Consider the following 15,701-nt stretch of genomic DNA (forward strand, 5'->3'; position numbering starts at 1 on the left):
GATCGGAATCGTTGCTGGTCACCGCGGAGAAAACGCGCGATCCTTATAACCGGCGGCAGTTCGGCGGCAGAACTGTCCCGGCAGGGCGTAACAACGACAGGCTCGACAGGGCGGTGGACGATGCGAATTTCGGAGGTTTTGCGCAACAAGGGGGCCGATGTGGTGACGATCGCGACGGAGGCGACGGTCGACAGATTGCTGGCGGTGCTGGCCGAACACAATGTCGGCGCGGTGGTGGTGTGTGGTGCCGGCGGCGCGTTGGACGGGATCGTCTCGGAGCGGGATGTGGTCCGTTGCCTGCACAGGCAGGGCGCACAGCTGTTGGATCGGCCGGTGTCCGACATCATGACCGCGATCGTGCACACCTGCTCGCCCGAGGATCGGGTGGAGAGTTTGCGCGCGACGATGACCGAACATCGGATCCGGCATCTGCCGGTCGTCGATCACGGGCGAATGGTCGGAATCGTCAGCATCGGCGATGTGGTCAAGAGCGCGATCTCGGAGTTGCAGGACGAACGCGAACACCTGGAGCATTATCTGCAGGGTTGAACATCCGGTCCGGTTCCGGCCGCGAGTGCGGCCGCGACAGCACCGTGCCCGGGCCCACCGGGACCTGGGCTCGGTCGGTGCCGGTAACAATTAGGCCCGGTCCCACGCCTGCCGCAGATAGGTGACGTCGGCGGGGCGCGAGGTCACCGTATCGGCCAGATTCGATACGGCGGAACCGGCCGCAGGCGGGGTGGCCCAGATACGCCGGTGGCGGATTCGACGTTTCTCGACCGTGTATCTACATCGGATGGAATGCCTGCAGCAGGCTGACGATGCTCGCCGCGATCGAGGTGAGGGTGTCGAGCCTCGTCACCGCAGCAGGCATCCGCCGAATCCGTCATTGCCGCACGGTGATTGGATATTCACCGGTTCGTAACCACGAAAGGTTGTCTGCGCGCGCCAGTTTCGGAGCAGAATTCCCTCGGGCGGTTCGTTCGGAACCACGAGGTCGCCGATGCCGGCATCGGGTGTATCGGGTGGGGTTCGAGACGTGCGCTGTCCCTCGGAGCTCACCGCCCGGCGTCTGCGTTGTGGAGCGTTCCGAACGGCCGCCGACCACGTCGCATTTCCGGGTGGTGATCCGGCCGATTCGATCGGTGACCGATCGCGTATTAGGGTGCGTTGCACGCGCGTCCGTTCGCTGGTCGGCGGCGCCGAACACGCCGTTCGATCCGAAGGACATTCATGCGCCGCATCGCATTCGCCGCGTCCCTGCTCGCTGTCGCCTGCACTGTCGGAGCCTGCGGCGGCTCCTCCGGCGACCAGGCGAGCGGTACCACCGCGACATCCGCTGCGGCGCAATCGAGTTCCGTCGCGGCGGCGGCCGGCCAGGACTGCGGCGCGCAGCCCTGGCCCCGTCCGCTACCCGACTTCCGCGGGAAGCCACTGGGACAGACCGTGGTCGGTGCGGCGCTGTGCTTCGACGTCACCGGTATCACCACCGCGGACGGACGCGACGTGATGCACGATCCGGGCGCTGCGACCACCCCCTGGACGGTCACCGCCCAGCAGCCGGAGGCGGGGACACCGGTCGCCGCGGACACCCCGGTCACGCTGACGGTCGACGTCCCGCACTGATCGCTACTTGCCGGCGGCGCGGGCCAGGTGCTCGGGATACCGGGCTCCGGCGAAGGCGTCGGCCGGGGCGGCGGCCTCGATCCGCGCCAGATCCTCGGCGCTGAGCTCGATCTCGGTGGCCGCCACATTCTGCTCCAGGTAGGTGCGGCGCTTGGTGCCCGGAATCGGGACCACGTCGTCACCGCGCGACTGAACCCAGGCCAGCGCCAATTGTCCTGCGGTCACGCCCTTTTCCTCCGCCATCGCACGCAGCTCGGCGACGACGGCCAGGTTGCGGTCGATGTTGTCGTCGGCGAAGCGGGGCAGCGCGCGGCGCAGGTCGTCGGCGGGCAGATCGGCGGTGGAGGTGATCGAGCCGGTGAGGAAGCCGCGCCCGAGTGGGGAGAACGGCACGATTCCGATGCCGAGTTCACGGCAGGTGGGCAGAATCTCCTCTTCGATACCGCGCGTCCACAGCGACCATTCGCTCTGCAGTGCGGTCACCGGATGTACGGCGTGCGCGCGGCGGATGGTCTGGGCGGAAGCCTCGGAGATGCCGAGGTAGCGGACCTTACCCGCGGTGACCAGCTCCGACAGCGCGCCCCAGGTCTCCTCGACCGGCACATTCGGGTCGACGCGGTGCTGGTAGTACAGGTCGATGTGGTCCACGCCGAGGCGCTTCAGCGATTCGTCGCAGGACTGCGCGACGTAGGCGGCGTCGCCCCGGGCGCCCATGCTGCCGCCCTCGCCCCACACGATGCCGAATTTGGTCGCGAGGACCACCTGGTCGCGCCGACCGGCGATGGCCCGGCCCACCAGCTCCTCGTTGGCGCCGGCGCCGTAGACGTTCGCGGTGTCGAGCAGGGTCACCCCGAGGTCGAGGGCGCGATGGATGGTGGCGATCGACTCCTCGTCGTTGTCGCGCACACCGTAGGCCTGGCTCATGCCCATGCAGCCGAGTCCCTGTGCGCCGACGGTCAATTCGCCGAGTTTCCTGGTCGCGATCATGCGAGCGGTCCTCCTGAGGTGCCATCGGATTGGATGGTGAGTCCCTACGAACTCACGAGGCCGACGCTACGACTTGGAGTGCGCTCCAAGTCAAGCCGTTACCGGGACCCGTCGTCGTCGAGCCGTGCGACGAGCACGGCCAGTGCGTCGCCGAGCGTGCGGCGCTGCTGCGGATCGATATCGTCGAGGGCGGCGGCGAAGCGCTGGATCCGGGCCGATGTGAGCCCGTTGACCAGTGATTTCGCCTGTTCGGTGACGGTCAGCAACTGAGCTCTGCCGTCGGCCGGGTCGGCGGTGCGTTCGAGGTATCCGTACTTCTCCAGACCCGACACGATGCGCGACATCGTGGGGGCGGTGACGTGCTCGGCGGCGGCCAGATCGCCCAGTCGCATCGGACCGCTGCGCACCAGCGTGCCCAGTGCCGCCGCCGAACCGGGGCTCAGCGAACCCAGGTCGCCGGAGCGCCGCAGGAGCCGGGTGATCCTGCCGAGCGCGAAATACAGATCCGCCGCCTCGGCAAGTTCCTCCGCGCTGCGTGCGCGCTCCTGCTGGATCATGGGCGTTGTCGCTCCTACGCGTGTGCTGGGACCGTCGGCAGCCGCACCGTCGGCGATATCCGATTCAGTAAGTATGCCCTCCCGCTCGATCCCGACGCGTTCGGCCTGCTCATCGGCGGCGCCGAGTGTTTCCTCGGCCGACCCGGCCGCGTTCCGCGTGGCGGTTGCGCACCGTTCCCCGCGCAACACGCTGGCGGCCGGATCGACGGCGGACGTTCCGGACCCGGCGCCCCAGGCGTGGAGAGTCGAAAATGCCTCGGGCGCACGGTATCTTGATCTTGAATAATGGGTTAACGGACTCAGGACGGCGATGAACACAGCGGCAAACGAACTCCGCGCGCAACACAGCGCTTCGACCACTCGAACCCCCGAGTGGGACGCCCGCGCTCGAGCTGAGCTCGGGATGTAACGTCGATCGCCGTTTCACCGCCTGGAGACGCGGCCGCCGTCGCTTGCGATGACGACGCGACTCGGGTGATCACGCCTTTCCGACTGCGTTGCACTGGTTGTCGGCATTGCAGTCTGCAACAGCACTGATATCGAAGCCGGAACGCTGGGCTCCGTAGCCGAATTCTGTCTGCGGCGGCTCAGGTTCCGGCCGCGCGTCACCTGTGTGAACCCCCTCGACAATGCGAGCGGCGGGTAGTCCGAGCATGTAAAAAAACGCCCCGAGTCGAAGGGCGGCTTTCGGCACGGCTACAACGCTGCTCTCTTACCGGAAGTTGGCACGACCGATGAGAATCGATCGCAGTACCGCAGCTTCACAGCCGATGGCGAGTCCGTCGAAGCCCGGCATTTCGCCGATACGACGCCGGCTCTTTCTTTTCCTGTTTCTTTCGGTACTGGCCGTCCTCGCACCGCCTGGCATGATCGGAATGGCGCGGGCGCAACCCGGTACCGATACCGGAGACGACAGTTCGTCCGTGGATGCCGTCAGTTGGATGCAGATACACGATTCCACCGGGGCCCCGCTGGCGAACTATCAATTCGCCGCAAAAGACCCCGGGATACTGCATCCCGGCACCACGGTGTTGTGGTCGGCTCTCGGGTTCGAACTGATCCTGTACGTCGTCATCATGACGACCGCCATATGGCTCATCGGCATGGCCCTCAGCTTCAAATGGCTGGATATGCTGGCAAACCCGCTGCGCGGGCTGGCCTCCGCACTCACCGAACAGCTTGCGACTCCGATGATGCTCGTCACCGCGGCAACCATCGGCGCACTCGTCGTGGCCTGGTTCGTCGTGCGCGGATTCCACTCCAAAGCCACGTCACAAGCGGTAACGATGATTCTCATCGGCATAGCCGGACCGTTCTTCCTGGCGAACCCGCTGGCCGATGTCCTCTCCTCCGACGGACTGATGGCTCAGGGCCGCGACCTCGGCATTGCCGTGGTAGCAGGCCTGCAAGGCCGATCCACGCCCGCGGCCGGCGAATTTGTGAAGAACATCCAGAGCGCCCTGGCGGACAACTTGGTACGCAAGCCGGTGCAGGTATGGAATTTCGGACATGTCATCGACGGCAATTCCGCGTGCCGGAACGCGTGGACCGCCGGAATCACGGCAGGCAGCAAGAATCTGCTGCACTCGGGCCTGGAGAACTGTCATGACATGGATGCGATCCACCGCATCGACCATCCGACGATGTCGCAGGTCGGTACCGGCCTGGTGCTGATCCTCTGCGGGTTGATAACAATCCTGTTCGGCGTCTACATGGCCCTCAAAATCATGCGCACGGCGTTCGACGCCATCTACTACGCGTTCATGACGATATTCGGGTTCGCCGCGGGCGGATTCATATACGGACCCACCCAGACGCATCTGGTGCGAAGTCTCGTGCATTCCTTCGTGTCCGGATTCAAAATGGTCGCCTTCATTATATTTCTCGGGATATATCTCGTCCTTCTCGGCGGCCTGTTCGACCAGGCGCAGGGCCAGGTGTTCGCCGTTCTGATAATTGTCGTGTGTGTCGAGATCATCGCGATCACGCAGCTGCGCCGCCTCGATTTCAACCTGGACAGAGGAAACGACTGGATCGCCAACCGATTCGCGCTCGCGACCCAGGGTGGCTTCGCCACGGGGGCCGGGGGAAAGACCGCCCTCGGCATGCCCGGTGGCGGATCCGGCGCGCATTCTCCGACAAAGCTTTTGACCACCGTGGCGGCCCTGAACACCTTGAACTCGTCACCGATCGCCGCCTGGGCTGCCGGGCGCACGATGGGACCGTTGAATCCGTTCGCGCTACGGCGCAAGCGCGCAGATCTGGCGAATATGGACAGCGCGCCGCTGAACCGCGAGGGTGCGCAATGGCTCCAGCTGAACCGGCTGAACTGGCGCGAGAAGGCGCTCGCGCGCGCCGGCAGCGACGGTTTGGAGTCGACCCTCGGCGTGGCCAATGCGCTGGACGGGTTGACCGACAGCCGGGTGCCGGACCTGTATCTCGCTCCCACCCTTCTGGCGACCGGAGCCACCGATCAGGGAGTTATCGACGCGCTGCGGGCATTGGCCGTGCAGAAGGCGAGCCTCCGGGACGCGTCACCGTACGGGTTCGCTCCGCTGCAAAAGGCGCTCGCCGCGTCGATGGCCGTCGACAACCACGTCGGCGATCGCGCGCACGAGGCCTTCTCCGCGCAGGCGGTGGTGGCCGCGGCCAACTTCAGGCGACACGCCAACGCTCCCGAGGACGGCGCCGCGATCGATCACAATTTCGTGCGGCTGGTCGAGCGATCCTGGGACTCCGAGACGGCGATACGCCGGATCACTCCGGACCAGTGGAACAATGCCGGTCGCGACACCCGCTACTACATCGGCAACCGACTGGCCGAGAATCACCTGGCGATCGCGGAGAGATATCACCGGTCGGTGGTGACCAACGACCCTGCGTTGGAGCAGCACAGGCGTCAGTTGCGGGAATCCGCACGCCGGATCACCAATCTGCACCATCTCAAACCAGAGATGGGCGCCGATCCCTGGCAGCCGTGACGCTATGGCTCCGGCGGTGGAGACACTTCCGGTCCGGTGCCGGCGCGTCGCGTGGTCGAATGAGGATGCGGGGCCGGGTCGGGGGCGGCGGAGGTGGTCGGCAAGGGGCCGGTGGGGTGGTCGGTGGTCGGGTGGAAGGCGTGGTCACCCACCCGGGCGGGGTCGACCATATGCGCGACGAACAGGCGCGCCGCCGGAGTCGGGGTGCCGGTCGTCACCGCATGCCACGGCCGGTCCAGTGGTGTTCCCTCGATTGGCACGACGACCAGGTTGCCTTGCGCCACATCGGCTTCCACCGCGTCGCTGTGAATCAGCGTGATCCCCAGCCCTTCCCGGGCGGCGGCGAGGACGGCGCCGTGGGTGCCGAGGGTGAGGGCGGGTGGGCGGATCTGCAGCCGGTCCAGCAGGGCCAGTGTGGTGTCCCTGGTGCCCGAGCCGGGGCCGCGCAACAGCCACGTCGTGGTGCGCGGATCGTGGGATCGTCCCGGCGCTCCTACCACGACCAGGCGGCTGGGTCGGCGCGCCCGTACCACCAGCCCGGTGTCGCGCGGCGGACGCCCGGCGATCACGAGATCGGTTTCGTGATGCTGTAATTCGATGAACAGCAGATCGCGCGGGTGGATCGACAGGCCCAGTTCGATCTCGGGGTAGCGGTCGCGAAACGACACCAGCAGCCGCAGCAGCACGTATTCCCCGGCGGTCGCCACCACCCCGATACGCAGCCGCCCCGTTTCGGCGCGGCGGACCGCGGCATGCGCCTCTTTCATCAAACCGAGGATGCTGCGGCAGTATTCGGCATAGACCCGCCCCGCCTCGGTGAGTGCGATACCGCGTCCGGATTTCGCGATCAGTTTCGCGCCGAGTTGCTTTTCGATATGTGCCACCGCCGCCGATGCGGCCGCCTCGGTGATGTGCAGTTGCGCAGCGGCGCGCCGAATGCTGTTGTGCCGGGCCACAGCCAGAAATGTTTCCATTCGGACCGCACTCACCGTTCCCATCTACAGACGGTAGCAAACTCAACGATTCGGTTGAGCGAGACCGGAAACAATCGAATTGTCCTCGCCGGGCGGGTGCCCGCATCCTGAATCTGCGCACTCGCCGCACCATCCCAGGAGGTGTCGCAGGTGAGATTCGCGCAGCGGCTCGCGATGCCGACCGGGTGCGGGTGTCCCGCAGAATACAGGAGGACCGATGACCGACGAATCGACTCGTGACCGCTGGGATCCGGGCGTGCACTCGTATGCGTCGATGGGCTATTACGACGCGGACTATCAACCCTGCGATACCGATGTGCTGGCGGTGTTCCGGGTGACGCCGCAACCGGGGGTGGACCCGATCGAGGCGGCAGCTGCCGTGGCCGGCGAATCCTCCACTGCCACATGGACTGTCGTGTGGACCGACCGGCTCACCGCGCACGACCGCTACCGGGCCAAATGCTATCGGGTCGAGGAGGTGCCGGGGCGGCCGGGCGAGTATTTCGCCTATATCGCCTACGATCTGGACCTTTTCGAAGAGGGTTCGATCACCAATCTCACGTCGTCGGTGATCGGCAATGTCTTCGGTTTCAAACCGCTCCAGGCATTGCGGCTCGAGGACATGCGCATTCCGGTGGCCTATGTCAAGACCTTTCAGGGGCCGCCACACGGAATCGTTATGGAACGGGAATATCTGAACAAGTACGGACGGCCGTTGCTGGGGGCGACCGTGAAGCCGAAACTCGGCCTCTCGGCACGCAACTACGGACGGGTGGTGTACGAGGCGTGTAAGGGCGGCCTCGATTTCACCAAGGACGACGAGAACATCAACTCACAACCGTTCATGCGATGGCGCGATCGCTATCTGTTCGCCATGGAGGGCGTGAACCGTGCGACCGCGGAAACGGGAGAATTGAAGGGTCATTATCTCAATATCACGGCCGCCACGATGGAGGATATGTACGAGCGCGCGGAGTTCGCGAAATCGCTCGGCAGCGTGATCGTGATGATGGACCTCACCGTCGGCTACACGGCGATGCAGTCGATGTCGAAGTGGGCGCGGCGCAACGGCATGCTGTTGCATCTGCACCGGGCCGGGCATTCGACCTTCACCCGGCAGAAGACCCACGGTGTCAGCTTCCGGGTGCTGGCGAAATGGTGCCGCCTCATCGGCGTGGATCACCTGCACGCCGGCACCGTCATCGGCAAGCTCGAGGGGGACCCGCACACGGTGAAGGGTTTCTACGATACGTTGCGCGACAACCACATTCCGGCCAATCCGCGCAACGGCATCTTCTTCGACCAGGACTGGGCGAGCCTGCCCGGAGTGATGCCGGTGGCATCGGGCGGAATCCACGCGGGACAGATGCATCAACTGCTGGATCTGTTCGGCGACGACGCGATCCTGCAGTTCGGCGGCGGCACCATCGGCCATCCGATGGGTATCGCCGCGGGCGCGGAGGCCAACCGGGTCGCCCTGGAGGCAATGGTCAAGGCGCGCAACGAAGGTCGCGATCTGCTGAAGGAGGGGCCCGACGCCCTGCGCGCCGCGGCGAAGATCTGTCCGTCGTTGGACGTCGCGCTCGCGACCTGGGGCGATGTCACCTTCGACTACACCTCCACCGACGCCCCCGACGCGGTACCGACGGTCACCGCCTGACCGCTCGGCCCGATCGACCCGACGACACACAAGGAGACGCAATGCATCTGCGTCAAGGGACGTTCTCCCATTTGCCCGACCTGACCGATACCGAAATCGGCGCTCAGATCCGCTATGCGCTGCTCAACAACTGGCCCGTCTCGATCGAGTACACCGACGATCCGCATCCACGCAACGTCTACTGGGAGATGTGGGGGTTGCCGCTGTTCGACCTCGACGAACCCGATGGTGTGCTCGCCGAGGTGAACGCCTGCCGTTCGACGTTCCCGCACCACTACATCCGCGTCAACGCCTACGACGCGAGCTACGGCCGGCAGACGACCGCACTGAGTTTCCTGGTGCAGCGGCCCGCCGACGAACCGGGCTTCCTGGTGGTGCGCACCGAGACCGAGGATCGCCGGCAGCACTACGGCCTGCGGTCCTACGCCACCGACGTGCCCGCGGGCGCGCGCTACCGGGACTGAGGCGATGGTGGACGGGAGGCCGGCGATGTCCGGTGGCGTACAGGGCAGCGGATCGGGATTTCGGATGTACCGGCCCGGGGCGAGCGGTTCGGGTGCGAATCACATCGAGCCGCAAGCGGATCCCGAGCCGTCGGAGATCACGCTGGCCGACGACGCGACGGTCGATCTGTCGACGGATCTGGCCGGTAAGAACGTCGAGGACACCCTGGCCCGGCTCGATGCGGAACTGATCGGGCTGGCCACGGTCAAGCAGCGGGTGCGTGAGATCGCGGCGTTGCTGCTGATCGACCGGGCCCGGCAGCGGTTCGGATTGCAGGCCGACCGTCCCACCATGCATATGAGTTTCACCGGCGGTCCCGGCACCGGGAAGACGACGGTCGCGCTGCGGATGGCGGAGATGCTGCACGCCCTCGGCTACATCCGGAAACCGAGGGTGCACACGGTGACCCGCGACGACCTGGTGGGCCAGTTCATCGGCCACACCGCCCCCAAGACCAAGGAGGCACTGGCCAAAGCGGCGGGGGGAGTGCTGTTCATCGACGAGGCCTATTACCTGTTCCGGCCGGAGAACGAGCGGGACTACGGACAGGAGGTCATCGAGATCCTGCTGCAGGAGATGGAGACCGAACGTTCCAGCCTGGTGGTGATCTTCGCCGGATATCCGGACCGGATGGAGACGTTCTTCTCCGCGAATCCCGGTTTGTCCTCGCGGGTGGCCCACCACATCGAATTCCCAGACTACACGCGCGAGGAATTGCTGGCGATCGCGGAAGTGATGGTGGCACAGCAGAATTTCCGGTTCGGCGATTCGGCGGCAGCGGCCTTCGACGACTACCTCGAGGTGCGGATGGGGCGGCCGCGGTTCGCGAACGCGCGCAGTGTCCGCAACGCCGTGGACCGGTGCCGGCTGCGCCAGGCCAATCGGCTCGTGCAGGAGCATCGCCCGCTCGGCAAGGCCGATCTGATGACGTTGACGGCCGAAGACATCTACGGCAGCAGCGTTTTCGGCGATGGTGTGCGTGCCGCGGAGGAGGCGGCATGCCCGACGGAATGAAAACCCTCACCCGCTACACGATCGAACAGGAACATCGGCATCCCGGTTCTTCCGGGGAATTCTCCGCGCTGCTCAATGTGGTGTCCACCGCGGCGAAGATCATCGCCAATCAGGTGACCCGCGGCCGCATCGTGGGCGCGCTCGACGCATCCGACGGCTCGGATCCGCCGGTGAGCCTGCATCGGCGCATGGACGCCATCGCCAACGACATCATGGTGGAGCAATCCGAATCGAGCGGGCCGTTGTCGGCGCTGCTGTCGGAACAGATGAACGGATTTCATCCGGTGCCGGGGCAGGTGCGCCGCGGCAAATACATGCTGGCCTTCGATCCACTGGACGGCTCCTCGAATATCGATGTGAATCTGCCGGTCGGCACGATATTCAGTGTGCTGCGGGCACCGGAGGACGGGCGGGCGCCGCAGGCGGCGGATTTTCTGCAACCGGGCGTACGGCAGGTGTGCGCGGGATTCACGCTGTACGGCCCGGCGACGATGCTGGTTCTCACCACCGGCAGCGGAGTCGACGGATTCACTCTCGATCGAGAGATCGGCGCCTTCGTCCTCACCCATCCGCGCATGCGCATTCCAGAGGACACCTCGGGATTCGCGATCAATGCCGCCAACGAGCGGTTCTGGCAGCGCCCGGTGCGGCGTTATGTGCACGAATGTCTCGACGGGGTGGAGGGGCCGCGGTCGCGCGACTTCAATATGCGCTGGGTGGCGTCGCTGGTCGCCGACGCCTTTCATATCCTCACCCGCGGCGGGGTCTATCTGTATCCGTACGACACCCGCGATCCCGGCCGGCCGGGCCGGGTCTCGCTGCTCTACGGCGCCAATCCCATCGGCTTCGTCATCGAACAGGCCGGCGGTGCCGCGACCACCGGCCACGAGCGGGTGCTCGAGGTGATTCCCGAGCACCCGCATCAGCAGATCCCGCTGGTTTTCGGATCGCTCAACGAGGTGCGCCGGATCGAGCGCTATCACCGTGAACCCGATGCCGGGCCGCCGTTCGACGCGTCGTTGTTCGGCACCCGCACCCTGTTCCGACCGGCGCGTCATTGAACGCCGGCTGATCGAATCGAGATGTCATGTCGCGCAAACATCCCGTGGTCGCCATCACCGGTTCCTCCGGCGCCGGAACGACCAGCGTCACCCGGACCTTCCAGGAGATCTTCCGGCGGGAGGGCATCAATGCCGCGATCGTGGAGGGGGATTCGTTCCATCGCTACGATCGCGGCCAAATGCAGGCGGCGATGGCCGAGGCCGAAGCCGATCTGAACCTGCATTTCTCGCATTTCGGCCCGGAGGCCAATCTGCTCACCGAACTGGAAAGCCTCTTTCGCGATTACGGCCAGTCCGGCGTCGGCCTGGTGCGCAAATATCTGCACGACGAGACCGAGGCCAAACCCTACGGACTGGAACCGGGCACGTTCACGCCGTGGGAGGAACTCGCCCCCGGCAGCGACCTGCTTTTCTACGAGGGGTTACACGGCGCCGCGGTCACCGGCACCGTCGATGTGGCGCGTTACGCGGATCTGCTGGTGGGTGTGGTGCCCATCGTGAACCTGGAATGGATTCAGAAGGTCATTCGCGACAAGACCGAGCGAGGCTATTCCAGCGAGGCCGTGATCGATACGATCCTGCGGCGCATGCCCGACTATGTGAAGTACATCTGCCCGCAGTTCTCGCGCACGTACGTCAATTTTCAACGGGTGCCGACCGTGGACACCTCCAATCCGTTCACCGCCCGCAGCATTCCGACCGCCGACGAGAGTTTCGTCGTGATCCGTTTCGCCGATCCGAAGGTGATCGATTTCCCGTATCTGCTGTCGATGCTGCACGATTCGTTCATGTCGCGCCCGAACTGCATCGTGGTGCCGGGCGGCAAGATGGATCTGGCGATGCAGCTGATCTTCACCCCGCTCATTCTGCGGTTGATGGACAAGCGCCCCGGCCCGCGCGCATAACCAGGCCACGAATATCGGGGTGTTTCGGCGCTCGCGCACACGCATCGGCCGGAGTTGAATCGACGTTATGTGGTCGATGAATCTGAGCGCCACGACGGCCGCGGCGCGCCGGGGTTCACCGGGTTCCTGGTCCGGGCCGCTCCGGCAGGTGATCGGCGAATTCGCCGATATCGAAATCGTGGATCGATCGATGACGCTGGCGGCCAAGATCTTCACCTGCGTGCTGCCCGTGATCATCGCCGGGTCCGTCTTGTCCCAGCTGGATCTCGCGACCCGCGCGATCGACGACCAGCTGGGCTTGGACCGGGCGACGTTCCGGTCCGCCTTCGGTGTCGTCGCGGCAAGCGATCCGACATTCGCCGCGTTCGGGGTCGTCGGGTTGCTGATGGTGGTGATCAGCGGCGCCTCGTTCGCCAAAACCCTCGCCCGGATCTACGGCAAGCTGTGGGATGTGCCGGCGATCGGTTTGCGCGATGCCTGGCGCTGGCCGGTGGTCCTGCTCGTCGTCGCATTCTCGGCGGCGACCATCGGGGCCGTGCGCGAACTCGCCGGACTGCGCTACTTCGGACTGCCCCTCACCGTCGGCGGCGAGTTGCTGGTGTGGATGATCGTGTGGACCCTCTGCGCGTACCTGCTCACGTTGGGCAAGCTGCGCGGGCCGGCACTGTGGACGACCGGGGCGTTGACAGCCGTCGGACTGACGACGGTCCGGGCGGCGGGACGTCTGGTACTGCCGAAGATCACGGCGTCCGCGCAGGCCAAGTTCGGGCTGCTGGGCCCGGTGTTCACCGCCATCAGTTGGCTTTTCGTGCTGTCGCTGGTGGTGGTCGGGGCGGCGGCGATCACCAAGGTGCTGATGCCCGGCCCGACACGCACGGAGGCGGAGGGCGGCGAGCCGGACGCCGAACGATGACCGCTATTTCATGGTGACGGAGATCGTCGCCTGATCGATCTGCACGTTCGACTCGATCGGATTGCCCTCCGCGTGGACGGTGATGCGCCCCTTGTCGATCCCCTCGTTCTGCAGGGCCGTGGCGACGTTGTTGCCCCGCGCCTCGGCGAGCGAGTCGGCCGCCCCGGAGTTCGCGTCGACGGCGTAGGTTTCGATCTTCACCGCGGTGTCGTTGCCCTTGAGCGGAAGCGCCACCGCTTTGATCGTGGCGACGTCGGTCGGGCTCAGATCGGAGCTGCCTTTGTCGAAGGTGATCGGCGCCGCGGACAGGACGCTGTTGATCGCGTTCTGCACCGCCTGCTGCGCGGAGTTGAGGGCCGAGCCGACCACCGACGAGGCCGTGGTGGCGAGACTGCTTCGCATATCGGTGTGCTCGCCGTGCGCCGTGGTCGTGGTGACCACGGCCGGACTGCTGTTGTTGTCCGAGGAACATGCGGCGATCGGAATCAGCGCTGCCGCACCGGTCGCCAGCACTGCTACCGCCTTGACGAGTTTCATGCTGCTTCTCCTGATCTCCGTGTGGTGGCGCCCGGCGGTCACGACGCGAGAATGCGCGCCTTCTCCGATTCGAATTCCTGCTCGGTGAGCACCCCCTGGGCTTTCAACTCGCCCAATTGCTTCAGGGCGGCGATGCGGTCGGTGCCCCCGCCGCTCGGTGCGGGCGGCGGCGGTTGTTGCTGGTACTGATACTCCTCCTGCGCGGCCCAGCGTTGGCCCTGACGGCGCGACACGCGATTGGATACGGCCGTGGCCGTTCCGGCGACGACTGCGGTGCGGGCGACACCACGAAGTAGTCCGGGCATGCTGCTTCTCCTTAGGTATCAGCCTCGAGTTTGTCGAGGGTCGAGAGGATGGCCTGCACCGGAATGCGACCGGATGCGACGAGTTCGGCGCCGTTGCGCCGCAACGCGACCGCCAGCGGGGCCGCCCACGCGTTCTCGTAGAGGAGGACCGCGGCCGAATGGCCGGGCTCCAAGGCGTTACCGGCTTCGCGCAGATCACCCTCGTCGAGCAACCCGGTCGCCGCCTCGGCGAACAGGGTCACATCCAGGTTTCCGGTCAACCCGACATCGGCGATGTCGATCCCGGTCAGCGAACCGTCGGCATCCTTGTGCACGAAGGCCAGATCCAGGACTCGGATGACACCGCGGTCCACCAGATCTCGCAGCAGCGGCAACGCCGATCCGTCCGGTTGCCGGTCGGCGGGAAACTCGATGACGAGATAGTCGATCGGACCCATCTCGTCGATATCGGCAGCAGTGTTCACCGGACACCTCATTTCTCCGACGCCTGACCCTCTGGTACGAACCCTCTGACACGAACATCCACCGCAACCCAGGTCCGGGCGGGTCGGCGACAGCGCGAACGCGGCCGGCGAGACGACCTGACATCTATGATTCGGTGCCGCCGGTCGCGCAGATACCACGGCCGCGCCCGTTTACTCGCAGGAGCGCCCGTCAGTCCGACGAGGGATGGCGCTGCACCCAGCTGAGGTCCGCGCGCCAGGTGTAGGCGGCCACGATCGCGGAGGCGATGACGGCGGTGTAGAGCATGTCGCCGCCCTCGACGACCAGCGAGACCAGACCGCCGATCAAGGCGCCGGCGGCGAACGACAGCCACTGCACCGCGTAGCCCAGCCATTCATGATGGGTGCCGCCGGCCATATGCCGCTCCACGCCCTGAGCGAATTTCACCAGGGTTCCGGTGACGTAGGTGACTGGGATCGACACCTCGCCCTTCTTGACGAACGAGGTGTTCAGCGACCCCATCCCGAACGAGACGAGCAGGATCGGCACCAGGCCGAGATCGGAGTCGTGCCGGTAGAGAATCGTGTCGAGGACGGCGGCCGCGGTGAGGGCGGCGGTGGCGAGCATGGTCGCGCCGTGCGGATGATTGCGCCACCAGTGCCGGCGGCAGATCGATGCCACCAGGACGCCGGCGAGAAAGAACACGATCAGGGCGAAGGCGCCGGCCGCGAGGGTGTAGTCGCCGAGAAATCCGCCGATGACGGCGCGCTCGGTATTGCCGGTCATGAAGGTGACGAAGTAGCCCTCGGAGTGGGTGTAGGCGGCGGCGCCCACGAATCCGGCCAGGATCAGCAGTGCCGAGGCGAGCCGGGTCTCCAGCGTCCAGAACGGCTCGGGGGAGTCTTCGGATTTCGGAGTCACGGCAACAGACTAGCAATACATGCATAAACACGCATGAATTGCCCTCGGGGTGTGCGAGGCGTCACGACTCTGTGGTTGTCGGTGGCGAGCCGTAAGGTGAGCGCGCGGATCGGCGGGTGTGCGGATGTGGGAGGTGCGGTGAAGGTCACATGGGGTCAGGTGTTCGCGTGGCGATTGCGGCGAGGCTTCGTCGAAGCGCGTGACGGCGGGGATGCGGTCGCGGTGGCGCGGCGACTGGCCGGGGTGCAGGCGCAGGTGACGTCCGCGGCGGAGACCGCGGTGGCGGTGCGGCGCGGGGGAGCGCCGGGAGAG

16 protein-coding genes are annotated in these 15,701 nt (G+C 65.9%); 9 read left to right on the forward strand and 7 right to left on the reverse strand.

All coding sequences use genetic code 11. The features are described from left to right. The first annotated feature begins 120 nt into the window (after positions 1-120). Both NE2_RS26230 and NE2_RS26240 read left to right on the forward strand, forming a co-directional pair. Entirely contained in the window at positions 121-549 is a 429-nt protein-coding gene (locus tag NE2_RS26230; RefSeq protein WP_063030373.1) for a CBS domain-containing protein, read from the forward strand. A 684-nt stretch (positions 550-1,233) separates the two neighbouring features. Continuing rightward, the gene (locus NE2_RS26240; RefSeq protein ID WP_063030378.1) at positions 1,234-1,626 is read left to right on the forward strand and encodes a PASTA domain-containing protein; all 393 of its coding nucleotides are present in this window, start codon (positions 1,234-1,236) and stop codon (positions 1,624-1,626) included. 3 nt (positions 1,627-1,629) lie between these two features. Here NE2_RS26240 and NE2_RS26245 read toward each other — a convergent pair whose 3' ends face one another. Both NE2_RS26245 and NE2_RS26250 read right to left on the reverse strand, forming a co-directional pair. After that, positions 1,630-2,613 carry an aldo/keto reductase gene (locus NE2_RS26245; protein ID WP_063030380.1) on the reverse strand — a complete coding sequence of 328 codons (984 nt, stop codon included), beginning with the start codon at positions 2,611-2,613 and terminating at the stop codon, positions 1,630-1,632. Between the two features lie 98 nt (positions 2,614-2,711). Further along, complete coding sequence (locus NE2_RS26250) at positions 2,712-3,170, reverse strand: MarR family winged helix-turn-helix transcriptional regulator (protein WP_030514401.1); 459 nt, start codon at positions 3,168-3,170, stop codon at positions 2,712-2,714. A 941-nt stretch (positions 3,171-4,111) separates the two neighbouring features. On the opposite strand from NE2_RS26250, the gene NE2_RS26255 reads away from it, so the two are divergent. After that, positions 4,112-6,151, forward strand: a complete 2,040-nt coding sequence (locus NE2_RS26255) for a TcpD family membrane protein (protein ID WP_218018667.1) — start codon at positions 4,112-4,114, stop codon at positions 6,149-6,151. A gap of 2 nt (positions 6,152-6,153) precedes the next feature. On the opposite strand, the gene NE2_RS26260 is transcribed toward NE2_RS26255, so the two are convergent. After that, on the reverse strand, positions 6,154-7,149 hold the full coding sequence (locus NE2_RS26260; RefSeq protein WP_228817417.1) for a LysR family transcriptional regulator: 996 nt from the start codon (positions 7,147-7,149) through the stop codon (positions 6,154-6,156). Between the two features lie 193 nt (positions 7,150-7,342). Between NE2_RS26260 and NE2_RS26265 the strand changes: the two genes are divergently transcribed. The 6 genes from NE2_RS26265 (at position 7,343) to NE2_RS26290 (ending at position 13,182) form a co-directional block, all read left to right on the forward strand. After that, complete coding sequence (locus NE2_RS26265; RefSeq protein WP_063030384.1) at positions 7,343-8,785, forward strand: form I ribulose bisphosphate carboxylase large subunit; 1,443 nt, start codon at positions 7,343-7,345, stop codon at positions 8,783-8,785. Between the two features lie 41 nt (positions 8,786-8,826). Then, positions 8,827-9,249 (forward strand): ribulose bisphosphate carboxylase small subunit, encoded by a 423-nt coding sequence (locus NE2_RS26270; RefSeq protein WP_063014759.1) that lies wholly within the window; start codon positions 8,827-8,829, stop codon positions 9,247-9,249. Positions 9,250-9,274: 25 nt separating this feature from the next. Next, positions 9,275-10,303 (forward strand): AAA family ATPase, encoded by a 1,029-nt coding sequence (locus tag NE2_RS26275; RefSeq protein ID WP_084494342.1) that lies wholly within the window; start codon positions 9,275-9,277, stop codon positions 10,301-10,303. Then, positions 10,288-11,364, forward strand: a complete 1,077-nt coding sequence (locus NE2_RS26280; protein ID WP_063030388.1) for a class 1 fructose-bisphosphatase — start codon at positions 10,288-10,290, stop codon at positions 11,362-11,364. The genes NE2_RS26275 and NE2_RS26280 overlap by 16 nt, the downstream gene beginning before the upstream one ends. Before the next feature lie 26 nt (positions 11,365-11,390). Further along, complete coding sequence (locus NE2_RS26285; RefSeq protein ID WP_063014763.1) at positions 11,391-12,269, forward strand: phosphoribulokinase; 879 nt, start codon at positions 11,391-11,393, stop codon at positions 12,267-12,269. Positions 12,270-12,345: 76 nt separating this feature from the next. Continuing rightward, positions 12,346-13,182 carry a hypothetical protein gene (locus NE2_RS26290; protein WP_146165165.1) on the forward strand — a complete coding sequence of 279 codons (837 nt, stop codon included), beginning with the start codon at positions 12,346-12,348 and terminating at the stop codon, positions 13,180-13,182. Positions 13,183-13,185: 3 nt separating this feature from the next. Here the strand turns inward: NE2_RS26290 and NE2_RS26295 are convergent, their stop codons facing one another. The 4 genes from NE2_RS26295 to NE2_RS26310 form a co-directional block, all read right to left on the reverse strand. Then, on the reverse strand, positions 13,186-13,719 hold the full coding sequence (locus NE2_RS26295) for an OmpA family protein (RefSeq protein ID WP_063909490.1): 534 nt from the start codon (positions 13,717-13,719) through the stop codon (positions 13,186-13,188). Positions 13,720-13,757: 38 nt separating this feature from the next. After that, positions 13,758-14,024 carry an SHOCT domain-containing protein gene (locus NE2_RS26300; protein ID WP_063014769.1) on the reverse strand — a complete coding sequence of 89 codons (267 nt, stop codon included), beginning with the start codon at positions 14,022-14,024 and terminating at the stop codon, positions 13,758-13,760. Positions 14,025-14,035: 11 nt separating this feature from the next. Next, positions 14,036-14,500 carry a DUF6325 family protein gene (locus NE2_RS26305; RefSeq protein WP_063030391.1) on the reverse strand — a complete coding sequence of 155 codons (465 nt, stop codon included), beginning with the start codon at positions 14,498-14,500 and terminating at the stop codon, positions 14,036-14,038. A gap of 178 nt (positions 14,501-14,678) precedes the next feature. Continuing rightward, positions 14,679-15,389 (reverse strand): YoaK family protein, encoded by a 711-nt coding sequence (locus NE2_RS26310; RefSeq protein WP_084494339.1) that lies wholly within the window; start codon positions 15,387-15,389, stop codon positions 14,679-14,681. Between the last annotated feature and the right edge of the window lie 312 nt (positions 15,390-15,701).

This window comes from Nocardia elegans NBRC 108235 (assembly GCF_001612845.1).
GTDB classification, from domain to species: Bacteria; Actinomycetota; Actinomycetes; order Mycobacteriales; family Mycobacteriaceae; genus Nocardia; species Nocardia nova.